This window comes from Minwuia thermotolerans, assembly GCF_002924445.1.
In the GTDB taxonomy this organism is placed as follows: domain Bacteria; phylum Pseudomonadota; class Alphaproteobacteria; order Minwuiales; family Minwuiaceae; genus Minwuia; species Minwuia thermotolerans.
Window position 1 is genome coordinate 88,258 of record NZ_PIGG01000081.1, and the last position, 19,946, is coordinate 108,203.

Below are 19,946 nucleotides of genomic sequence, written 5' to 3' on the forward strand. Positions count from 1 at the left end.
TTCCGCCCCACGCATCAGGGAGTCCCGAAAGCTCATGCCCAACATGTTCACCCGTTTCATGACCTGGCGGCGCGGCAGGAAGGTCGGCGAGGACCAGTTCGGCAACGCCTACTACGAGGACCGCAAGGAAGCGGGCCGCCGCTGGGTCGTCTACAAGGGGATCGACGAGGGCTCGAAGGTGCCGCCGATGTGGAACGCCTGGCTGCACCATACCGTCGATGCGGCCCCGAAGGAGGGCGATTCGATCGTCTATGACTGGGAAAGGCCGCACGTTCCCAATCTGACGGGCACGCCGCACGCCTATCGTCCGAAGGGTCATGTCACGCGCCGGGCGGAACGGGACCCGTCGGACGCCGACTATGAAGCCTGGTCGCCCGACCGGTAAGGAGCGCGGATCATGGTCAGCAATGTCCTCGAGACAGTGATCGGCGCGGTGGTGCTCGCCATCGCCGCGATCTTCATCATCTTCGCCTACCGGACCGCGGATATCGCGCCCACGTCCGGCTATCCGCTGACGGCCAAGTTCGACAAGATCGACGGCCTGAACGTCGGCGCCGACGTGCGCATGAGCGGCATCAAGATCGGTTCCGTCATCTCCACGGAACTGGAACCGTCCAGTCTGCTCGCCGTGGTGCGCATCAACGTGCGCAAGGGCGTCGACATTCCCGAGGATTCGGCCATCCGGATCCTGACCGAGGGCCTGATGGGCGATTCCTATCTGTCGGTCGAGCCGGGCGGCGGGATCGACAATATGGCGGCGGGCGACAATTTCCGCTTCGCCCAGGGATCGGTGAACCTGATCGACCTGGTCGGCCAGGCGATCTATTCCAGCGGCAAGTCGGAATGAGCGGGCAGCCGCAGGACTGGCAGTCCGACCGTTACCAGAAGAACGCCGGATTCGTGGCCGTGCTGGGCATGCCGGTGGTAGAGCTGCTGCGGCCGCAGAACGGCGAGCGCATCCTCGATCTCGGCTGCGGCGACGGCTATCTGACCGAGAAGCTCGTCGAAATGGGCTGCGAGGTCGTTGGCGTCGACGCCGGCGAGGACATGATCCGCGTCGCCCGGGAAAAGGGCCTGGACGCGCATGTCATGGACGGTCATGCGCTGACCTTCGAGGCGGAGTTCGACGCGGTCTTCTCCAACGCGGCGCTGCACTGGATGCTGCGGCCGGCGGAGGTCGTCGCCGGCGTGAAACGGGCGCTGAAGCCGGGCGGACGGTTCGTCGGCGAGTTCGGCGGCCACACCAACGTCGCCGCGTGCAAGACCGCCATGATCGCGGTGCTCAATGCGCGCGGCCTCGATGGCGCCTCGTTCTCGCCATGGTATTTCCCCACGCCCGAGGAATATGGATCCCTGCTGACGGCGCAGGGCTTCGAGGTCCACACCGCCGAACTGATACCGCGTCCGACCCTGCTGCCGACCGATGTCGGCGGCTGGATGGACACATTCGGCGAGGCGTTCTTCAAGGCCCTGCCGGCCGACCAGCGCGCCGAGGCCCGCGCCGAGGCCGTGGAACTGCTGAGGCCCAGCCTCTGCGACAGCGAGGGAAGATGGACCGCCGACTACGTCAGACTGCGCTTTTCGGCGTCCTTGCCGGGCTGAGCCTGCTCGCCGCCGCCGCCGTCGCGCAACCCGCCCCGTCGCCCGATCGTCCGGTCGGCCACACCGCCGTGCTGCGCGTGCTTGACAAGATCACCGCCGAAACCACCGACCTGGAAATCCCGATCGGCGAGACCATGCGTTTCGGCACGCTGGAGATCACCGCCCGCTATTGCCGCAGCCGTCCGTTGTTCGAACAGCCCGAATCCTTCGTCCTGCTGCATGTCGAGGACGACGCCGCCGACCGGCCGCGCGCCGTGGTCTTCGACGGCTGGATGCTGGCGTCCATGCCGTCTCTGAACTCGCTGGAGCATCCGGTCTACGGACTCTGGGCCATCGGCTGCCGGATGCCGGAAAACGCCGAATCCGCCGCCGAAAATGCGCCGGCGGCGGATGACGCCGTGACCACGGATTAGAAACTTCGCAGGACCCGGCCCCGCCGACGGTTCAGGCCGGCAGGCGCATCTTCAGTTGGTGCGCGACGTCGAACAGGCGCTCCTGCGGCATGCCGCCGATGACCATGTAGCCGAAGCCGTCCTCGACCCAGTGGACTACGCCCATGTCGTTGCGGGTCTCGAAGCTCTCCGGCGCGGGTTCGTTGCCTGACGGAATGACGCAGAATGACACCGGGATGCCGTCGGCGCTGAGAAAGGCAAACTGGATCAGCGGCTTGCCGTTGAATCGCAGCACCTGCACGCGTCGGAAATTGAGCTCATCCGTGTTCTGCGCCAGCCGTTTCAGCTCCAGGCCGACCGTGGCGCTTGCCAGCTCGATACCGGAATCGCCGCCCTGATAAGGCGTGAGGGATTCGGTCGTGAACAGGCTCTGGTAATCTGCGACGGCCTGTCGCCAGCCGCGCTCAGCCGGCGCTTCGACCGGCGCGGTCCGGGCCACTTCGCCCGGTTCCGGCTGCAACAGTATGCCGCCGGCGAAGCCGCCGACCAGAGCCAGCAGGATGGCGGCCGCCGCAGCCATCGGCGCGCGGCCGCCGGCGGCGGGCGACGCGGATGCGCCGGCGCGGCGTTCGGCCTCGGCCAGCATGGGACGCAGCCGGTCCATCGGCGCCTGCCGCTCCAGCAGGTCGAAGGCTTCACGGAAGGGCCGGTCGCCGGTGCGCAGGCGCTCCAGCCGCTGGCGCGCATCGGCCGATTCGGCGAGAGCGCGGTTGACCCGGCGGCGCTCTTCGAGCGGCAGTTCGCCATCGAGGAAGGCGACAAGCTCCTCGTCCCCAAGCATCGCATTGTCGGCACTGGCGGTCATTCCCGCTCGTCTTCCTCCATTGGCGGGGTCGCGGACGGCGACTCCTTCAGGCCTGCAAGCATGGATCGTGCCGTTGCAAGCCGGGACATGATGGTTCCGATGGGGACGTCCAGAATTCGCGCGGCTTCCCGGTAGGTAAACCCTTCCGCATAGACCAGGGTGACGGTCTGCCGCTGCGCTTCCGGCAGTCTTTCGACCTCAATCAACACCCGCCGCAGCAGATTATTCATTTCCATCTCGCCTTCGCCATCGGCGACCAGCGCGGTTTCGGGATCGGCGAATCCCGCCCCCTGCCGCACCCGCTCGGCGCGGAGATGATTTTTCCAGATCGAGGACAGGATGGTGAACAGTCAGGCCCGGAGGTTGGTGCCCGCGCGGTACTGATCCCGGCGCTCAAGGGCCCGCAGGCAGGTCGCCTGCACCAGATCCTCGGCGGTCGCGTGATCACGGCTGAGCACGAGCGCATAGCGCCAGAGGCGGGATAGATTCGCCGCCAGGCCGTCGCTCACGCTTTCGTGATCATCTTCGCTCATAGGGTAACCGAATAGGCCGGCGGGGTGGGTTGTTGACGGGGTGACAGCTTATCGGAGGGTGGCACATGGCGAAGATCACAAATCCCGCTTTCGCTTCGGGCCCCCTCCACGCAGTCGGCGGGCGCAATCCGGAATTGATTGATTGTTCCCATGTCACGCGTTTCACGGCAAGCGCCGAAGGCCCTGCCGGCCAGCGCGGACCACAGGCCGGCAGCGGCGAAGGACAGAACGCGCCACCGATCGGGGTCGGGGGCGTTTCAGGCCGGCGGTATTGTTCTCACGCCCGAGTGCCGCCGGCCTGACCTTACAGAGAGCCGCTGGGTGGGACACCAACGGCCGGGCCATTGCCTTGAGACCCACCCTGCGGTCGGGGGATCACGAAATCGGTTCCGCGTGATCCCCCGATTGCCTTCCGGCCCTCGTCCCGAATCCCTGCCGGGGCGGGGGCCTTTCTTTTCCGGCGGGCGCGTTGAACGCCGCGGCCCGTGAGCGCATATCCCTGGCTGTCAGCAACGGCAGCACGGGAATTCCGCCATGTACGCCATCCTCGACGCCCCCGACGACGTTCTCGCCATCGAGCTTTCGGGCACGGTCACGCGGGAGGACATCCAGGCCATCGAAAGCGCCTGCCGCGCCAGGCTGGAGCGGCACGAGGCCCTCGGCCTGTTCGTGGATCTGACCGGCCTGTCCGACGTTACCGGCGACGCCATCGCCGAGGACATCCGCTTCGAGATGGAGATGCTGTCGATGTGGGAGCGTTTCCCCCATGTCGCCGCCGTCTCCGACAAGAAGTTCGTCAGCGCGATCGTGCGCTTTCTCAACCGATCCGTCGCCGCGGTCGAGTTCCGCGCCTACGATTCGGCCTCGCGGGACGCCGCGATGGCCTTCGCCTCCGACGTCCCGGCGGCGCCGGCGCAACCGCGGAAGGCGGTCCGCCGGATCGAGCCGCGCGAGGAAGGCGTGCTGGCCTTCGAGATCAATGGCCGCGTCACGCCGGGCGATATCGACACGATCGTCGGACCGCTGCGCGAAGCGACGGCCAGCGGCCGGCGTATCGACCTGTTCGTCCGCCTGCACGACTACGAGGGCTTCGATCCGGCGATGCTGGTCTCGGGCTCGCTGTTTTCGGCGAAGATCGGTGCGATCCGGCACGTGCGCAGATACGCCCTGGTCGGGGCCAGCGACTGGATGAAGCGCGCCGTGGAGGCCGCCGAACACGTCCTGCCGATGGAAATCCGTTCATTCGACCGCGACGACGAGGATCAGGCCTGGGCCTGGCTGCGCTCCTGATTTCAGGATTCGGCGCATCGGAACTGGTCGGAATGCTTCGCATTCTGCAATGATGCGTGCCGAAACCGGCAGCGCGGGAGGGAACGATGACCGGCATGGCCTGGAAGACGGCGCGGGAACTGAGCGGGGCCATCGCCCGCGGCGAGGTCGGCGCGCTGGAACTGCTCGATCACTACATCGGCCGCGTCGAGCGTCACGACGACGCCATCAATGCCGTCGTCGTCCGCGACTTCGAGCGCGCCCGCGACCGGGCCCGGGAGGCCGACGCGGCCCGCGCCAGGGGCGAGAACTGGGGCGCGCTGCACGGCCTGCCGATGACGGTGAAGGAGAGCTTCGACATCGAGGGGCTGCCGACCTGCTGGGGCGTCGAGGCGTTCCGCGACAACCGCGCGAAGGCCGACAGCGTGGTCGTGAAGCGCCTGAAGGACGCCGGCGCGGTGATCTTCGGCAAGACCAACATCCCCGTCATGCTGGCTGACTTCCAGAGCTACAACCCGGTCTATGGCACCACCCACAACCCCTGGCGGGCCGGCCATACGCCCGGCGGCTCCTCGGGCGGCGGCGCGGCGGCGCTGGCGGCCGGCTTCTCGGCGCTGGAATACGGCTCCGACATTGGCGGTTCGATCCGCAATCCCGCGCATTACAGTGGCGTCTTCGGCCACAAGCCCACCTGGGGAATCGTGCCCATGCGCGGGCATTCGCTGGCTGGTGCGCTGACGCCCACGGACATTTCGGTGGTCGGGCCGCTGGCGCGGTCGGCCGCGGACCTGGAACTGGCGCTGGATCTCACGGCGGGCGCGGACCGGCCGCATGCGCCGGGCTGGAAACTCGACCTGCCGCAGCCGGGCTACCACGGCGCGAAGGGGCTGAAGGTGGCGCTCTGGTCCGACGATCCGATGGCGCCGGTCGACAAACGCGTGAAGGCGCGGATCGAGGCGGCGGCGAAGGCGCTCGCCGATGCGGGCGCCGAAGTGGACGACAAGGCCCGGCCCGATTTCGAGCCGCGGGCGTGCCACGAGACCTACATGCAGCTGCTCCACGCCGCCCTGGCGGCGCGGCAGCCCGAAGACGTGTTCGCGGAGAACCTGAGACAGCTCGATGCCCTGCCCGACGACGACGCCAGCGGACGCGCCATGCTGCTGCGGGCCCAGACCATGCGTCACCGCGACTGGACTCGGCTGAACGAGGCGCGGACGCGGATGCGCTGGGCCTGGGCGGCGTTCTTCGACCGTTTTGACGTGCTGCTCTGCCCCGTCGCCGCCGTGCCGGCCTTCCCGCACGACGAATCCGAGGATCTCAACGCCCGCCAGCTCACGGTCAACGGGAAGTCCGTGCCCTATTTCCAGCAGCTCTTCTGGGCCGGCTTCACCGGTGTCAGCTACCTGCCGGCGACGGTCTATCCGGCGGGCCCGTCGGACGACGGCCTGCCGGTCGGCGTGCAGATCGTCGGGCCGGAGATGGGCGACCGCCGCACGCTCGCGGTCGCCGCGACGCTGGAACAGATCATGGGCGGCTTCCGGGCGCCCGAAGGTCTGGCATGAAGGCGGAAGCTGTCGACGTCTGGATCAACTGTCCCGACAAGGCGACGGCGGACAGGATCGCCGATGCCGTGATCGAGAGGCGTCTGGCCGCCTGCGCCAACGTCATGGCGCCGATCGAGAGTGCGTATCACTGGAAGGGCAAGGTGGAGCGGGAACCGGAGGTGCCTCTGGTGCTGAAGACCCGCGCCGCCCTGTTCGACCGGCTCGTCGCGGCGGTCAGGGAACTGCATCCCTACGAGACGCCCGCGATCATCGGCCTGCCGATCGCGATGGTGAACGACGACTACCTGCAATGGATCGTCGAGGAGACGGACGGCGCCTGAGCCGCGCCCCCCCCGGCTGTCAGCGGCAGCCGCGGTCGTTGATCTCGCGGACCCGCTGATTGAGTTCCATCGACTGCGGGTTGAGGATGCGCAGCGCATTGTAGACCGCGATCAGGTTCCGGCAGTCCGCCGAGAGCTGGACGTCCGCGGACGCCGACTTGGTCATCAGCAGGCGGAGCTGGCGGTATTCGCCGCTCTCGCGCCCGGTCGCGCTGCCGGACATGTCGACATATTTCCGGTGATCGTCGGCCAGGATGCCGGCGCTGACAATGGCTAGCGCCAGTTCGAGGGCGGAGGCGTATCGGGCGCTGCGGTTCATCAGCATGGGCGCCGGCCACCGGTTCATGGGCTCGGGGTAGTAGACGCCGGTGAAGTGCGCGGTCTCGTCATCGATGTCGCGGTATTTCGAAGGCGGGTTGTAGATGATCTTCCGGATCAGTCCGCTGCGGTTCCACTCCGCCCGGGGCAGGGAGCGGACCATGTCGACCGCCATCCCGGCGACGCGGAAGAAATCCTCGCTGTCACGGTCGGCATAGGTGGTGCCGACCAGGTCGACGCCCCTGTGGGTGCGGACTTCGCCTTCCGGCGGCAGCCCGCCGGCTTTCGCCAGCAGCGGGGCCAGACACATCAGTACCAGAATCAGGACCCTCATCTACACCTCCTGCGCTACGACCGGGACGCCATACTGACACGCAGATGGGTGTGGATTTCCGCGGAGGAAGGCCGGTCACAGGAAGATCACCGCCGGCTGCGTCGGTGGGCCGCGTCTATTCGACTCCGATGGCGACGCCGTCATGGCCGGGATCGGCCCCGCCATCGAGCCGGCCGTCCTCGGTCAGCCGGATGCCGTGCACGGCGCCGATGTCGAAGTTCAGCGGGTTGCGCACCACCTCGTAGCCCAGTTCTTCCAGTTCCCGCTGGACGTAGCGGGGGATGCGGTTGGTGATATCGATGATGTCGGAGGTGGCGGAGAAACGCGGCGCCGAGACGGCCTCGGTCATGGTCATGCCGTGGTCGATGACGTTCAGCGTCGCCTGCATCACTCCCATGGCGATCTGGGTGCCGCCGGGTGCGCCGATTGCCAGCCGCAGGTCGCCGTCGCGAAAGCCGAGCGTCGGGCAGACCGAACTGAAGCGCGACTTGCCGGGCGCGATCGAGCCGGCGCGGCCGGGCCTCGGGTCGAAGACCGCCATGCAGCCGTTGTACATGAAGCCGAGACCGTCGGTGATGACGCCCGAGGGCATCCCCAGCGAATGGGTCATGGTCACCGCGTTGCCGTCGGCGTCGATCACGGCGACGTGGGTCGTCTGCTTCGATTCCTCCATGCCGATGCGCTCGACATGGTGCATCTCGCCCGCCTGGATGCGGCGCGCGGCGGCCTCGGCATGCAGGTCGGAGGTCAGCCGTTGGACCGGTACGTCGTAGAAGGCCGGATCGCCGACGTGATTGTCCTTGTCGGAGGTCGCGACCTTCATCGCCTCGGCGACGACGCGGATGTACTCGACCGTGTTGTGGCCGATCTCCGCGAGGTCGAAGTGACCGAGGATGTTCATCATCTCGTTGAGCATGATGCCGCCGCCCGGCGGATGATTGGTGGCGAGTTCCCAGCCGCGATAGGCGAAGTGCAGCGGATCGAACCGCGTCGTGCGGTAGTCCTTCAGGTCTTCAAAGGACAGCAACCCGCCATTGGTGCGAAAATCCTCGGCGATTCGTTCGGCGATCTCGCCCTCGTAGAACACTTCCGGCCCCTTCTCGGCGATCAGCTTCAGCGTCTTCGCGAGATCCGGGTTGGCGACATGGTCGCCGATCCGCTTGATCGAGCCGTCGGCGCGGAAATAGGCCTCGCGCCCGGTTTTCGAGAAGGCGAGCCGGTCGGTGACGTCGGCGCGGCCGAAGCTGGCGCCCGAATGCCACCAGAAGTCGACATGCGGGCGGACGATGAAGCCCTGTTCCGCCTGGGCCACGGCGGGCGCGCAGATGTCGGCCCAGTCCCAGGTGCCAAACTCGCTCGCCGCCTCGTGATAGGCCTTCAGGCTGCCCGGCGTGGTCACGGCCTGATAGCCGAGATCGTTGACCTTGTCCTTCAGCACGAAGCCGAAGCCGTCCCGCGTCTCGCCCTCGATGATGTCGGTCCACATGTCGGGCCGGGCCGCCTTCGGCGTCTTGCCGTGGAAGTCGATGAAGGTGTGGACGCCGCGCCGGGGCATGTAGATCTGACAGGAGCCGAAGCCGGCGATGCCGCACATCTGCGGGTCGACCACGCCCTGCACCAGGGCCGCCGCCATGGCCGCGTCGACGGCGTTGCCGCCGCGCATCAGCACTTCGGCGCCGGCTTCCGAGGCCTCTGGCTGTGCCGTCACGATCATGGCCCTGTGTCTGGCAGCCATGGATACCTCCCCTTGCGCCGTCCGGATTCGCAGTGTGCCAAAGGTCCATGGCCGCCGGCAATCATGTGACGGCGAAACTTGCGGCCTGCCGCGGGATCGGCAACCATCGCGATCATCCTCCGGCATAGGAGCGTCCGTGCCGCCGATCTTCGTCGCCGCCGCCGTCATCGGCGCCCTGCTGATTCTCGCCGTCCTGCTGCCGCGGCTGGAGGTGCGTCTGCCGCGGCGCTATCGCGACATTATCTATATCCGGTTGCGTCAGGCCGGGGCACGGGTGGAGATTTTCCGTGGCAGCCCGGTAGGCCGTGTCTTCGAGGCCGGGCGAACCTGGGCGGACGACGAACAGGCCGTCTTCAATTCCTATGGCGTACCCGTCGACATCCGCGCCGCCGCCGTCCGGTTGCGCGGCCTGATCCGGCCGGGCCGGCCCAGACGGTTCTTCAGTCCGATCCTTGTCCTTCACCCTCTGGACAAGGCTCTGGCCGGACTGGACGACGGCGACCGCCGGGCCCTGACGCGACTGGGGGAGGAACTGGGCGGGGAGGTCCTGATCGGGGAACTGCCGACGGTATTCCCCGACCGAGCCTTCCAGGAACTCCGGCTGTACGGCATGGCGCCATGGAACGCGAACTGACCCCGCCGGCCGCGGGCGACGTGCGGGTCCGCGACACGCGCGATGACGACATGGCCGCGATCACCGCCATCTATGCCCACTGGGTCGAGACAGGTACGGCGTCGTTCGAACTGGAGGCGCCCTCGCAGGCCGAGATGCGCCGGCGCTTCGCCGGTTATCGGGAGAGCGGTTTTCCCTGGCTGACGGCGGAACGTCAGGGCGAGGTCATCGGCTACGCCTATGCCGGTGCCTACCGGCCGCGGCCGGCCTATCGCTTCACGGCCGAGGATTCCATCTACCTCCACCCGGGCGCGACCGGCCACGGCGCCGGACGGCTGCTGCTCGGGGCCTTGCTGGACCGGCTTCGCGCTGATGGTTTCCGCAGCGTGATCGCGGTGATCGGCGACCCCGGGGTCAATCGCGCTTCCGTGGCGCTGCACGGCGCAGCCGGTTTCGCGCCGTTCGGCGTCGCCCGGCGCATCGGCTTCAAGTTCGAGCGCTGGCTGGATGTCGCCTACATGCAGCTCGAGTTCTGACACTGCCCAAAATTGCGCCACGACAAGCGCGGCGGCGCATGGAATCATGATTTCGAAGTTCGCGTGCGACGTTGTTGCCCGTTGAAGGGCGGCGGCCGGCAGCCACGTCCTTTGCGATGAAGGGGGGCCAATGACAGAAGACAGTTCCGCGACCTTCGACGAGATGTGGACGCCGGAAGGGGACGTCCGCGCGGCCTACGCCAATCTCCGCGACTGGCTCGAACAGACGCCCACCGAGCTCTTCGAACAGAAGCGGCAGGAGGCGGAATTTCTCTTCCGCCGGCTGGGGATCACCTTCGCGGTCTACGGCGAGGGCGGAGATCCCGAACGTCTCATCCCCTATGACATCGTCCCCCGGGTGCTGACCGGCGCGCAGTGGGACGAGATGGCGAAGGGAATGGAACAGCGCGTCCGCGCCATCAACGCCTTCCTTTCCGATATCTATGGCGCCCAGGAGATTATCGCCGCGGGCGTGGTGCCCAGGGAGATCATCGAGGCCAACGACGCCTACCTGCCGCAGATGCGGGGGGTCGAGCCCCCTGCAGGTGTTCACGCGCACATCGCCGGCGTCGACATGGTCTGCGTCGACGGCGAATTCGTGGTTCTGGAGGACAATGTCCGCACGCCCTCGGGTGTGTCCTACATGCTGGGCAACCGGGAGGCGGAAATGCGCCTGTTCCCGGAGCTGTTCATGCGCCATCGCGTCCGGCCCGTGGACCACTATCCCGACGAATTGCGCCAGAGTCTGATGTCGGTCTCGCCCAATCAGTCCGGCACGCCGCAGGTCGTGGTGCTGACGCCGGGCCGCTTCAACTCGGCCTATTTCGAGCACGCCTTCCTGGCCGACCGGATGGGCGTCGAACTGGTCGAGGGCGCGGATCTCTTCGTCAGCGAGAACGTGGTCTACATGCGTACGACCCGCGGGCCGAAGCGGGTCGACGTCATCTACCGCCGCATCGACGACGCCTTCCTGGACCCGGATGCTTTCAACCCCGAATCCATGCTGGGCGTGCGCGGCCTGGTGGAGGCCTATCGCGCCGGCAACGTCGCGATCGCCAACGGCATCGGCAACGGCGTCGCCGACGACAAGGCGATCTACGTCTACGTACCGGAGATGGTGCGGTTCTACCTCGGGCAGGAGCCGGCGCTGAAGAACGTGCCGACCTACATGGGCCGCCGCGCGGACGACCTGAAATACATCCGCGAACACCTGGGCGAACTGGTGGTGAAGGAGGTCCACGGCTCCGGCGGCTACGGCATGCTGGTGGGGCCGAAGTCGACGAAGCCCGAGCAGGAAGCCTATCTGAAACGCATCGAAGCGGATCCGGACGGCTTCATCGCCCAGCCGACGCTGGCGCTGTCGACCTGCCCCACTTTCGTCGAGGAAGGCGTGGCGCCGCGGCATGTGGACCTCCGGCCGTTCGTGCTGACGGGAGCGGACGAGGTCCGCATCGTGCCGGGCGGGCTGACGCGCGTGGCCATGAAGAAAGGCTCGCTGGTGGTCAATTCCAGCCAGGGCGGCGGCACGAAGGACACCTGGGTGCTGGAGGACTGAGATGCTGAGCCGTACCGCAGACGACGTCTACTGGGCCTCCCGCTATGTCGAGCGGGCCGAAAACCTGGCCCGTCTGATGGAAGTGGCCGTGCGCATGTCGCTGATGCCGATGAAGGCGGAGGATGGCGGCGAATGGCTTTCGGTCCTGATCGCTTCGGGCACCGAGCCGCTCTACCTCGAAAAATACAACTCCGTCACCGAGGCCGATGCCATCCATTTCATCGCCTTCGACGGCGACAATCCCTCCAGCATCTACAACTGCCTGAAGAACGCGCGCGAAAGCATGCGCGCCCAGAGGCATACCATCACGCGCGAACTGTGGGAGGCGGTCAACGACACCTGGCACGGCATCCGGGACATGGATGTCGAGGCCATGGAGCGCCGCGGCCGCTCGGAGTTCTTCGACTGGGTCAAGCAGCGTTCCCATCTGGTGCGCGGCGCCATCGCCGGCACCATGATCCGCGACGACCTCTACAACTTCCTGCGCATCGGCACCTTCGTCGAACGGGCCGATTCCACCGCGCGGATCCTGGATGTGAAGTACCACCTGATCCTGCCCGAGGGCGTCCCGCTCGGCGGCGCCGCTGACTACTATCAGTGGACGGCGCTGCTCCAGTCGGTTTCGGCGCATGTCAACTACCGGCGGCTGTTCGGCGAAGCGGTCCGATCCATCCGCGTGGCGGAATTGCTGATTCTCAGGGACGAGATGCCGCGCTCGATCCGGAGCTGCTATGACGAGATCATGCGGAACCTGGAAGATCTGTCGGGCGACTACGGCCGCTCGCTGCCCAGCCTGAGAATGGCCGGCCGCGTCCACGCCGAGATCAAGTACGGCACCATCGACGAGATATTCAACCTGATCGGACTGCACGAATTCCTGACCAGCATCGTCGACCGCAACATCGAGATCGGTGCGCAGATACAGCGGGACTTCCTGCTGGTGCCGGAGGAGCAGGGCGAGACCCAGAGCCAGTCGCAATCCATGGCGTAGTCCGCCGGATTGCGTTAATCAGGCGGCCTGTTTCCTGTTCATGCTCGGAGGATGCGCCGCGGTGACCTATTGCGTCGGGACGTTGACGGCGGAAGGGCTGGTGATGCTGGCCGACACCCGCACCAATGCCGGGATCGACCACATTTCCACCTTCCGCAAGCTCAAGATCTGGAAGCGCCCGGGCGAGCGGCTGGTGGCGCTGATGTCGGCGGGCAATCTCGCCGTAACCCAGGCCGTGGTGGGACTGCTGGAAGAGCGGATGGAAGACAACTCGGTCGATCCCGGCGAGACCATCCTCGGCGCCCCCAGCATGTTCGCCGTCGCCCGGCTGGTCGGCGCGGCGATCCGCGACGTCCGCGAGGTCGACGGCCCGTCGCTGGAGCAGGGCGCGCACGGCTTCAACGCCACGTTCCTGCTGGGCGGCCAGATCGCCGGGCGCAAGCTCAGACTCTACCAGATCTACGCCGAGGGCAATTTCATCGAGGCGACGGAGGACACGCCCTTCTTCCAGATCGGCGAGACCAAGTACGGCAAGCCGATCCTTGACCGGGTCATGAGCTTCGGGGTGCCGGTGAAGGAGGCGGCGAAGGTCTGCCTGATTTCCATGGATTCGACGCTGCGCTCCAACATGTCGGTCGGTCTGCCGCTGGACCTCATGGTCTACCGCCGCAACCATCCGGGCGAGTATATCGAGCGCCGCATCGCCGAGGGCGATCCGTATTTCGAGGATATCCGGCACCGCTGGTCGGAGGCCCTGCGCAGCGCCTATCGCGGTATCGCCGACGTTCCACTGGACGGTTGAGCGCCATGGACGATGTCCAGATCGAGCGTTACGCCCGCCACATCGTGCTCAAGGAGGTCGGTGGCGCCGGCCAGCAGAAGCTGCTCCGCGCGAAGGTGCTGGCGATCGGCGCCGGCGGTCTCGGTTCGCCGCTGATCATGTATCTCGCCGCGGCGGGCGTGGGCACCATCGGCGTCGTCGACGACGACACGGTCGCCCTGTCGAACCTGCAGCGCCAGGTGCTGCATGGCGGCGACGATCTCGGCCTCGCCAAGACCGAGAGCGCCGTCCGCGCGGTGCGCAGGATCAATCCGGACGTCCGCATCGTCGAACACCGCACCCGGATCGAAGGCGCCAACGCCCGCGACCTGGTCGAGGGCTACGACATCGTCTGCGACGGATCGGACAATTTCGCCACCCGTTTCGCCGTCCACGACGCCTGTTTCGCCGCGCACCGGCCGCTGGTCTCAGCGGCGGTGCTGCGTTTCGACGGCCAGATCGCCACCTGGCGCGGCTGGGAGCCGGAGAATCCCTGTTATCGCTGCCTTTACCGCGACATCCCGCCCGAGGAACAGACCTGCGCCCGCGACGGCGTGCTGGGCGCCATCGTCGGCGTGATGGGCAGCCTGCAGGCGACCGAGACGATCAAGGAACTGCTGGATCTGGGCGAGGGGCTGACCGGGCGGCTGCTGATCTATGACGGCCTGTCCGCCAGCTTCCGCCGCATCAAGGTGAAGCCCGATCCCGAATGCCCGCTCTGCGGTGGCGGGTAGATCGGACCCCCTCCCGGTTCCGCTGACGCGGAAGCATCCTCCCCCTTGGCCAAGGGGGAAAGCAGAGCGGGGGGTCGGCCTCTTGCCAGGAATTCAGGCTACGGGCTTGCGGGCGAAGACCGCCGCCGCGCCGATGAGCGAGGCCAGCGCCAGTCCGCCATAGGCGAAGGCGTAGCCCTGGCCGGCGACGGCCATGCCGAACAGCGCCGGCCCCACAACGAGCCCGAAATAGGTGCAGAAGACCGTGGCGCCGGTCGCGGCCGCCACCTTGTCCTGGGGCACGATGCGCGCGACCTCGGCCAGGTAGACGCCGTTCCAGCCCGCGGCCGCCGCGCCGCAGAGCGCGGCGATGCCCAGGATCGCCGCATGGGCCGTGTCGGGTCCGACCCCGGCGAGCAGGGTCACGCCCACCGCCGTGACCGCGCCGAAGCCGGCCAGCAGCGGGCGCGGGCGGCGCCAGCGGTCGTTCAGCCAGCCGGCGAAGATGCGCATGGCGAAGCTGGTGGCCTGCATCACTGCGAAGGCCTGGCCGGCCTCGACGAGACTCAGCCCGGCGCGCGTGGTCAGGAAGATGACGGTGTAGGTGAACATGATCATCTGCCCCGCGCCGTAGGCGAAGGCGGTGAAGGAGATGAAGGGCAGCAGCGGATGTGCGCGCATGCCGTCCAGCGGGATGATCTCCCGCAGGCCGAGACGCACGCCCTTCGGCGGCGCCAGCCGCTCCACGTCCAGCCGGCCGCGCCAGGGCTGCACCGCCAGCAGGACGGCGCCGCCGAAAAGCAGCACCGCCGCGGCGGCCACGCGCCAGCCATAGGCATCCTCCAGCGCCGGGACCATCAGGCCGACGATGGGCACGCCCGACTGCTTGACGGAGAAGAAGAGGCCGCGGCGCCGTGGCGGCGCGTGGCGGGCCAGCAGGTGCGAGCCGCCCGGCGCATTGGGTCCGTAGCCGAGGCCGATCAGCAGCGCCCCGGCCAGCGCGAGGGTATAGGTCTCCAGGTAGAGCGCCGACAGCCCGAGGATCGAGATCACCATGCCCGCCTGGGTCAGCCGGATCGCCCCGTGACGGCCGATGAAGGCGGCGGCGATGGGGGAGCCGAACATGGCGCCGAGAAAGGTGATGGCGCCGTAGAGGCCGATGCCGGCTTCGTCCAGTCCGAGGCTGACGGGCAACGCCGGCGCCAGCACCGCCCCGGTGGTGAAGATGGCGGCGGCGACGATCTGCAGGGCCAGCGTGGCGCCGAGCGCGGATTTGGGATGAAGCTGCAAGGGATGGCGGTCCGTGACGGTGTCGGGACCGTTTATCCGCGCCCGGCGGGCGGCACAATCGCCGATCGCCGCGGGCCGCCATGTGCCGGGCTTCACGCTGGCTGGAAATTGCCGCAATCGCTCTCTATGTTGCGCGCATGGGAAAGGCACTAATCATCATGATTGCCGTCGCGGCCGGCCTGCTGTCGGGCGTCGCGTCGGCCCAGAACGCGGCGCAGAAGATCGGCGACTTCCGTGACTGGTCGGCGTGGGTCTACCGCGAGGGCGATGTGCGCATCTGCTACATCACCTCGACGCCGAAATCGACGGAGCCGTCGAACGTGCGCCGCGGCGACATCCGCTTCTACGTCTCGCACCGACCCGCCGAAGGCGTGCAGGGCGAGATCAGCATGATCGTCGGCTATCCCTTCGCCGAAAACCGCGAAGCCATCGCCAGGATCGGCAGCAGCGAGTACGGCATGAGCACCGACGGCGAGCGCGCCTGGACGGTGGACCCGGAAGACGACCGGGCGATGATCCGCGACATGAAGGCCGGACGCGACATGCGCATTGATGGCTATTCCAGCCGCGGCACCCACACCGTCGACGTCTATTCGCTGCTCGGCTTCACCGCCGCCTCCAACGCCATCGACAAGGCCTGCCAGTGAACGATACCGCTATCGCGCCGGACTTCCGCGCCACGGACCGCGCCTTTTCCGCCGGCCTCGACCGGCGGCCGTCGCTGATCGGTCTGGACCGGGACGGAATCGCCCGGGCTCTGCTGGACGCCGGCGAGCGGTCCGACAAGGTGAAGATGCGGGCCAGCCAGCTTTTCCACTGGATCTACCACCGCGGCGCGCGCTCCTTCGACGAGATGACGTCGATTTCCAAGGCCTGGCGGGCGGACCTGGACGACCGCTTCGTGATCGGCCGGCCGGAGGTCACGAACTATCAGGAGTCGAGCGACGGCACGCGCAAATGGCTGATGCGCTTCGGCGACGGCCACGAAGCCGAGACGGTGCATATCCCCGAGGAAGACCGCGGCGCGCTCTGCGTTTCCAGCCAGGTCGGCTGCACCCTGACCTGCGCCTTCTGCCATACGGGTACGCAGAAGCTGGTGCGCAACCTGACCGCGGGCGAGATTATCGCCCAGCTGATGGTCGCGCGCGACACCATCGGCGAATGGCCGACGCCGAAGGACGGCAACCGCTACATCTCCAATATCGTCATGATGGGCATGGGCGAGCCGCTGCTGAACTACGAGAACGTCGCCCGCGCCCTGAAGATCGCCATGGACGGCGACGGCATCGCCATTTCGAAGCGGCGCATCACGCTCTCGACCTCGGGCGTCGTGCCGATGATCGAACGCTGCGGCCGGGAGCTGGAGGTCAATCTGGCGATCTCGCTGCACGCGGTGAACGACGAACTGCGCGACGTGCTCGTGCCGATCAACCGCAAGCACCCGCTCCGGGAGCTGATGGACGCCTGCCGCACCTATCCGGCGGCGAACAATGCGCGGCGCATCACCTGGGAATACGTGATGCTGGACGGCATCAACGACAGCCCGGCCGAGGCGCGGGAACTGGTCCGCCTGATCAGGGGCATTCCGTCCAAGGTCAACCTGATCCCGTTCAACCCCTGGCCCGGCGCGCCCTATGCGTGCTCCAAGCCGGAGGCCATCCGCAAGTTCGCGGAGATCGTCAACGACGCCGGCTATTCCAGCCCGGTGCGCACCCCGCGCGGGCAGGACATCATGGCCGCCTGCGGCCAGCTCAAGACCGCCAGCGAACGCGAACGCCGCCAGAAGACCGGCGTAGCGGGTTAGGCCTGCAACTCAAGTCGGCGCCCTTGGACCCCGAATAATGTCCGGGGCAGGCTTGATCCAAGGGCCCGGCGAATTGACAGACTGGGTCCTGGGGTCAAGCCCCAGGACGCCAGTAATGTTGCGAGCTACGTCCGGGCCTTCAGCATCTCGTGCGCTTTCAGGGGCGCGGTGCCGAAGGCGGTGTTCAGCGTGAAGCCGTAGATCCAGTAGCCGAAGAGCCGCTGCATGATCTTGGGCAGGTGCTTCGCCTCCTCGGGCGGGGTGGTGACAGTCCAGTTCTCCTGCTGGCGCAGCCAGGGCCGGCAGTAGATCATGTTGACCGCGCGCCGGCGGCTGTCGCCCCGGGCTTCGCCGCCGCCGTGCCAGAGCGCCCCGTCATAGACGAACACCGAGCCCGCCGGCACGATCGCCTGCGACGGGGGCGTCGTGGGAGGCGTATCGCCCGGACCGGTGTGGGAGCCGGGGACGTACATCGTCGCCCCGTTGTCCGCCGTGAAGTCGTCCAGCGCCCAGATGCAGGAGACGACGAAGGGCGGCCGGGGCCGGGGCGCGGCGTAGTGGCCGTCGTCGCGGTGCAGCGGCTGGGCGCTCTGGCCGCCATGGAGGGTCATGCCCTGGGCGGCGCTGATCACCGGGCTCTCGCCGAAACGGCTCTCGATCAGGGCAATCATGCGCCGGTCGGCAGCCATGAAGTCGAAGTCGCGGCTGAGCGACAGCAGGCTGTAGACTCGCTTGGTCCGCTTGCCCTCGAATTCGTAGACGCCCCAGCGGTTGGCCTCGTTGATCGGGTCAAGCGCCGTGCGCGCGGCTTCCAGGCCCTCGGCATCCAGCATGTCCGGCAGCACGGCGTAGCCGTGTTCGGCCAGGTGCGCCGCGGCGCCGGCCATTTCCGCGCGGTCGGCCTCGCTCGAGATCAGGCGTTCGCGGTTGATTTCCTGGGCCTGTCTGCCGAAAGGGTCGGTCTCGCCCGCATGCCTCGCCGTTTCGGCGTCAGACATGCTGTCCACCGTTGATGTGGACCTCCGCGCCGGTGACGTAGCTGGCCTGGGGCGAGCAGAGGAAATAGATCGTCGCCGCGACCTCCTCGGGCCGGCCGAGCCGGTGCAGCGGAATGTCCTCGATCATCTTCTCGGTGCCGGGGGAAAGGATTGCGGTGTCGATCTCGCCCGGCGCGATGGCGTTGACGCGGATGCCGTGGGGGCCGAGGTCGGCGGCCATCTCCCGGGTCAAGGCCGCCAGCGCGGCCTTCGAGGTGCTGTAGGCGGAACCGGCGAAGGGATGCACGCGGCTGCCGGCGATCGAGGTGACGTTGACCACCGCGCCCTTCGCCGCCTTGAGTTCGTCGAACAGACCGCGCGCCAGCCAGACCGGGGCGAAGAGGTTCACGTTGAAGACGCTGTACCAGTCCTCGGGCGCGGTGTTCATCGTGCTCAGCCGTCCGCCGTCCGGCCCCTTGGGCGAGATGCCGGCGTTGTTGATCAAGGCGTCAAGGCGGCCGTCGGGCAGTTTCGACTTCAGGCTCGCGATGCCTTCCTGGATGGTTTCCTGGCGCGACAGGTCGAGCTGGACGTGGTCTTCCTCGCCGTGTTCCCAGGGGCAGTCCTCGGAGAAGGGGTGACGGGAGACGGTGATGATGCGCCAGCCTGCGGCGCCGAAGCGCTTCACCGTCGCATGCCCGATCCCGCGCGAGGCGCCGGTCAGGATCAGTGTCTTGCCGCTATCAGCCATGGCCGGGAAGATAACTCACGCCCGCTCCCCTTGGGAATTGTCTTCTTCGGAGGTCTCCCCCGCGCCGCCGTCCCACTCGGCCGCCGTGACGCGGTCATACTGATCCGCGAGATCTTCGGCGCCCGCCGGATCGAGGTGGACGATGACCTCTGCGCCCGGATGGATGCGCTCGATCTCCGCCTCCACCATGTCGGCGATGACGTGTGCGCGGTAGAGCGACATGCCGCCGTCCAGTTCGACGTGGACCTGAACGAAGGCCGCCAGGCCGGACTGCCGCGTGCGCAGGTCATGCACGGCGCTGACGTCGGGGACTGCCAGCGCCGCGGTCAGGATGCGCGCCCGCTCGTCCTCGGGCAGTTCCCGGTCCATGAGCTGGTCGAAGGCGTTGCGGCTGATCTGCCACGACCCGCGCAGCAGCCAGAGTGCGATCAGCACGCCGATGATCGGATCAGCGACATGCACGCCCATCATGCCCGACAGCACCAGCGCGACGATGACGCCGGCGTTCATCAGCAGATCGCCCGAATAGTGCAGCAGGTCGGCGCTGATCGCGACAGAGCCGGAGCGGCGGACGACGAAGCGCTGAAAGGCCACGAGAACGAGCGTCATCGCGATCGATACCACCATGACGATGATGCCGAGCGTACTCGCGCGAACGGGATCGGGGTCGAGCAGGTTCGCGGCGCTCTCCCAGGCCAGGAAAACGGCGGAGCCGGAAATCAGCGCCGCCTGCGCCAGGGCGCCGAGGGATTCGGCCTTGCCGTGGCCGAAGCGGTGTTCGTCGTCCGCTTCCGTGAGGCTGTAGCGGACCGCGAACAGGTTGGTCAGCGAAGCGGTCAGATCGAGCGCCGAATCCAGCAGGGAGCCGAGCATGGCCGTGGAGCCGGTCATGACCAGCGCCACGGTCTTGATCACCATCAGGACAAAAGCCGTCAGCACCGACGCCAGTGTGGCGAGGCGCAT

At 67.5% G+C, this 19,946-nt stretch carries 22 protein-coding genes and 1 pseudogene; 15 read left to right on the plus strand and 8 right to left on the minus strand.

The window, feature by feature from the left end; genetic code table 11:
- Nucleotides 1–34: 34 nt before the first annotated feature.
- The 4 genes from CWC60_RS22705 to CWC60_RS22720 are packed head-to-tail and all read left to right on the plus strand — an operon-like array spanning nucleotide 35 to nucleotide 2,015.
- A complete protein-coding gene (locus tag CWC60_RS22705; RefSeq protein ID WP_109796193.1) occupies nucleotides 35–385 on the plus strand; it encodes an NADH:ubiquinone oxidoreductase subunit NDUFA12 in 351 nt (116 codons plus the stop codon).
- 12 nt (nucleotides 386–397) lie between these two features.
- Nucleotides 398–847, plus strand: coding sequence for an outer membrane lipid asymmetry maintenance protein MlaD (mlaD, locus tag CWC60_RS22710; RefSeq protein ID WP_109796194.1), 450 nt, complete (start codon nucleotides 398–400; stop codon nucleotides 845–847).
- Nucleotides 844–1,602 carry a class I SAM-dependent methyltransferase gene (locus CWC60_RS22715; protein ID WP_109796195.1) on the plus strand — a complete coding sequence of 253 codons (759 nt, stop codon included), beginning with the start codon at nucleotides 844–846 and terminating at the stop codon, nucleotides 1,600–1,602. Before mlaD ends, CWC60_RS22715 begins: the two co-directional genes overlap by 4 nt.
- The gene (locus CWC60_RS22720) at nucleotides 1,551–2,015 is read left to right on the plus strand and encodes a DUF2155 domain-containing protein (RefSeq protein WP_109796196.1); all 465 of its coding nucleotides are present in this window, start codon (nucleotides 1,551–1,553) and stop codon (nucleotides 2,013–2,015) included. Before CWC60_RS22715 ends, CWC60_RS22720 begins: the two co-directional genes overlap by 52 nt.
- A 31-nt stretch (nucleotides 2,016–2,046) precedes the next feature.
- Here CWC60_RS22720 and CWC60_RS22725 read toward each other — a convergent pair whose 3' ends face one another.
- Nucleotides 2,047–2,859, minus strand: a complete 813-nt coding sequence (locus tag CWC60_RS22725; protein WP_109796197.1) for an anti-sigma factor family protein — start codon at nucleotides 2,857–2,859, stop codon at nucleotides 2,047–2,049.
- Nucleotides 2,856–3,392 (minus strand): annotated as a pseudogene (locus CWC60_RS24445) (RNA polymerase sigma factor). Before CWC60_RS24445 ends, CWC60_RS22725 begins: the two are co-directional and overlap by 4 nt.
- A gap of 534 nt (nucleotides 3,393–3,926) precedes the next feature.
- Between CWC60_RS24445 and CWC60_RS22735 the strand changes: the two are divergent.
- The 3 genes from CWC60_RS22735 (at nucleotide 3,927) to cutA (ending at nucleotide 6,546) form a co-directional block, all read left to right on the plus strand.
- Complete coding sequence (locus CWC60_RS22735; RefSeq protein WP_109796198.1) at nucleotides 3,927–4,682, plus strand: SpoIIAA family protein; 756 nt, start codon at nucleotides 3,927–3,929, stop codon at nucleotides 4,680–4,682.
- Nucleotides 4,683–4,768: 86 nt separating this feature from the next.
- Nucleotides 4,769–6,223 carry an amidase gene (locus tag CWC60_RS22740; RefSeq protein WP_109796199.1) on the plus strand — a complete coding sequence of 485 codons (1,455 nt, stop codon included), beginning with the start codon at nucleotides 4,769–4,771 and terminating at the stop codon, nucleotides 6,221–6,223.
- Nucleotides 6,220–6,546, plus strand: coding sequence for a divalent-cation tolerance protein CutA (gene cutA, locus CWC60_RS22745; protein ID WP_109796200.1), 327 nt, complete (start codon nucleotides 6,220–6,222; stop codon nucleotides 6,544–6,546). The genes CWC60_RS22740 and cutA overlap by 4 nt, the downstream gene beginning before the upstream one ends.
- Nucleotides 6,547–6,565: 19 nt before the next feature.
- On the opposite strand, the gene CWC60_RS22750 is transcribed toward cutA, so the two are convergent.
- Nucleotides 6,566–7,198: a hypothetical protein gene (locus CWC60_RS22750; RefSeq protein ID WP_109796201.1), complete on the minus strand. Its 633-nt coding sequence runs from the start codon at nucleotides 7,196–7,198 to the stop codon at nucleotides 6,566–6,568.
- A 115-nt stretch (nucleotides 7,199–7,313) separates the two neighbouring features.
- Nucleotides 7,314–8,933 (minus strand): gamma-glutamyltransferase, encoded by a 1,620-nt coding sequence (gene ggt / locus CWC60_RS22755; RefSeq protein WP_206420110.1) that lies wholly within the window; start codon nucleotides 8,931–8,933, stop codon nucleotides 7,314–7,316.
- 136 nt (nucleotides 8,934–9,069) lie between these two features.
- On the opposite strand from ggt, the gene CWC60_RS22760 reads away from it, so the two are divergent.
- The 6 genes from CWC60_RS22760 (at nucleotide 9,070) to CWC60_RS22785 (ending at nucleotide 14,182) form a co-directional block, all read left to right on the plus strand.
- Nucleotides 9,070–9,567, plus strand: coding sequence for a hypothetical protein (locus tag CWC60_RS22760; protein WP_109796203.1), 498 nt, complete (start codon nucleotides 9,070–9,072; stop codon nucleotides 9,565–9,567).
- Nucleotides 9,552–10,082, plus strand: coding sequence for a GNAT family N-acetyltransferase (locus tag CWC60_RS22765; protein ID WP_109796204.1), 531 nt, complete (start codon nucleotides 9,552–9,554; stop codon nucleotides 10,080–10,082). The genes CWC60_RS22760 and CWC60_RS22765 overlap by 16 nt, the downstream gene beginning before the upstream one ends.
- Before the next feature lie 130 nt (nucleotides 10,083–10,212).
- Nucleotides 10,213–11,637 (plus strand): circularly permuted type 2 ATP-grasp protein, encoded by a 1,425-nt coding sequence (locus CWC60_RS22770; protein WP_241147972.1) that lies wholly within the window; start codon nucleotides 10,213–10,215, stop codon nucleotides 11,635–11,637.
- A gap of 1 nt (nucleotide 11,638) precedes the next feature.
- Nucleotides 11,639–12,628, plus strand: coding sequence for an alpha-E domain-containing protein (locus tag CWC60_RS22775; protein ID WP_109796205.1), 990 nt, complete (start codon nucleotides 11,639–11,641; stop codon nucleotides 12,626–12,628).
- 61 nt (nucleotides 12,629–12,689) lie between these two features.
- Nucleotides 12,690–13,430, plus strand: a complete 741-nt coding sequence (locus CWC60_RS22780) for a proteasome-type protease (RefSeq protein ID WP_109796283.1) — start codon at nucleotides 12,690–12,692, stop codon at nucleotides 13,428–13,430.
- A gap of 5 nt (nucleotides 13,431–13,435) precedes the next feature.
- Nucleotides 13,436–14,182 (plus strand): HesA/MoeB/ThiF family protein, encoded by a 747-nt coding sequence (locus CWC60_RS22785; RefSeq protein WP_109796206.1) that lies wholly within the window; start codon nucleotides 13,436–13,438, stop codon nucleotides 14,180–14,182.
- A 93-nt stretch (nucleotides 14,183–14,275) separates the two neighbouring features.
- Here CWC60_RS22785 and CWC60_RS22790 read toward each other — a convergent pair whose 3' ends face one another.
- On the minus strand, nucleotides 14,276–15,451 hold the full coding sequence (locus CWC60_RS22790; RefSeq protein WP_164516702.1) for an MFS transporter: 1,176 nt from the start codon (nucleotides 15,449–15,451) through the stop codon (nucleotides 14,276–14,278).
- Nucleotides 15,452–15,609: 158 nt separating this feature from the next.
- Here CWC60_RS22790 and CWC60_RS22795 point away from each other — a divergent pair, with 158 nt between their 5' ends.
- Both CWC60_RS22795 and rlmN read left to right on the plus strand, forming a co-directional pair.
- Complete coding sequence (locus tag CWC60_RS22795) at nucleotides 15,610–16,098, plus strand: invasion associated locus B family protein (protein ID WP_109796208.1); 489 nt, start codon at nucleotides 15,610–15,612, stop codon at nucleotides 16,096–16,098.
- Nucleotides 16,099–16,109: 11 nt separating this feature from the next.
- The gene (gene rlmN / locus CWC60_RS22800) at nucleotides 16,110–17,255 is read left to right on the plus strand and encodes a dual-specificity RNA methyltransferase RlmN (RefSeq protein WP_109796284.1); all 1,146 of its coding nucleotides are present in this window, start codon (nucleotides 16,110–16,112) and stop codon (nucleotides 17,253–17,255) included.
- 125 nt (nucleotides 17,256–17,380) lie between these two features.
- Here the strand turns inward: rlmN and CWC60_RS22805 are convergent, their stop codons facing one another.
- Genes CWC60_RS22805 through CWC60_RS22815 form a run of 3 tightly spaced genes read right to left on the minus strand, consistent with a single transcriptional unit; the run spans nucleotide 17,381 to nucleotide 19,946 of the window.
- Nucleotides 17,381–18,253: a phytanoyl-CoA dioxygenase family protein gene (locus CWC60_RS22805; protein ID WP_109796209.1), complete on the minus strand. Its 873-nt coding sequence runs from the start codon at nucleotides 18,251–18,253 to the stop codon at nucleotides 17,381–17,383.
- Nucleotides 18,246–18,983 carry an SDR family NAD(P)-dependent oxidoreductase gene (locus CWC60_RS22810; protein ID WP_109796210.1) on the minus strand — a complete coding sequence of 246 codons (738 nt, stop codon included), beginning with the start codon at nucleotides 18,981–18,983 and terminating at the stop codon, nucleotides 18,246–18,248. The genes CWC60_RS22805 and CWC60_RS22810 overlap by 8 nt, the downstream gene beginning before the upstream one ends.
- Before the next feature lie 15 nt (nucleotides 18,984–18,998).
- Complete coding sequence (locus CWC60_RS22815; protein ID WP_109796285.1) at nucleotides 18,999–19,946, minus strand: cation diffusion facilitator family transporter; 948 nt, start codon at nucleotides 19,944–19,946, stop codon at nucleotides 18,999–19,001.

Bases quoted from the DNA above. Each gene is read 5' to 3' on its own strand.
- CWC60_RS22705 (WP_109796193.1), top strand. From the start codon at position 35: ATGCCCAACATGTTCACCCGTTTCATGACCTGGCGGCGCGGCAGGAAG.
- mlaD (WP_109796194.1), top strand. From the start codon at position 398: ATGGTCAGCAATGTCCTCGAGACAGTGATCGGCGCGGTGGTGCTCGCC.
- CWC60_RS22715 (WP_109796195.1), top strand. From the start codon at position 844: ATGAGCGGGCAGCCGCAGGACTGGCAGTCCGACCGTTACCAGAAGAAC.
- CWC60_RS22720 (WP_109796196.1), top strand. From the start codon at position 1,551: ATGGACCGCCGACTACGTCAGACTGCGCTTTTCGGCGTCCTTGCCGGG.
- CWC60_RS22725 (WP_109796197.1), bottom strand. From the start codon at position 2,859: ATGACCGCCAGTGCCGACAATGCGATGCTTGGGGACGAGGAGCTTGTC.
- CWC60_RS22735 (WP_109796198.1), top strand. From the start codon at position 3,927: ATGTACGCCATCCTCGACGCCCCCGACGACGTTCTCGCCATCGAGCTT.
- CWC60_RS22740 (WP_109796199.1), top strand. From the start codon at position 4,769: ATGACCGGCATGGCCTGGAAGACGGCGCGGGAACTGAGCGGGGCCATC.
- cutA (WP_109796200.1), top strand. From the start codon at position 6,220: ATGAAGGCGGAAGCTGTCGACGTCTGGATCAACTGTCCCGACAAGGCG.
- CWC60_RS22750 (WP_109796201.1), bottom strand. From the start codon at position 7,198: ATGAGGGTCCTGATTCTGGTACTGATGTGTCTGGCCCCGCTGCTGGCG.
- ggt (WP_206420110.1), bottom strand. From the start codon at position 8,933: ATGGCTGCCAGACACAGGGCCATGATCGTGACGGCACAGCCAGAGGCC.
- CWC60_RS22765 (WP_109796204.1), top strand. From the start codon at position 9,552: ATGGAACGCGAACTGACCCCGCCGGCCGCGGGCGACGTGCGGGTCCGC.
- CWC60_RS22770 (WP_241147972.1), top strand. From the start codon at position 10,213: ATGACAGAAGACAGTTCCGCGACCTTCGACGAGATGTGGACGCCGGAA.
- CWC60_RS22775 (WP_109796205.1), top strand. From the start codon at position 11,639: ATGCTGAGCCGTACCGCAGACGACGTCTACTGGGCCTCCCGCTATGTC.
- CWC60_RS22785 (WP_109796206.1), top strand. From the start codon at position 13,436: ATGGACGATGTCCAGATCGAGCGTTACGCCCGCCACATCGTGCTCAAG.
- CWC60_RS22795 (WP_109796208.1), top strand. From the start codon at position 15,610: ATGATTGCCGTCGCGGCCGGCCTGCTGTCGGGCGTCGCGTCGGCCCAG.
- CWC60_RS22805 (WP_109796209.1), bottom strand. From the start codon at position 18,253: ATGTCTGACGCCGAAACGGCGAGGCATGCGGGCGAGACCGACCCTTTC.
- CWC60_RS22810 (WP_109796210.1), bottom strand. From the start codon at position 18,983: ATGGCTGATAGCGGCAAGACACTGATCCTGACCGGCGCCTCGCGCGGG.
- CWC60_RS22815 (WP_109796285.1), bottom strand. From the start codon at position 19,946: ATGCGCCTCGCCACACTGGCGTCGGTGCTGACGGCTTTTGTCCTGATG.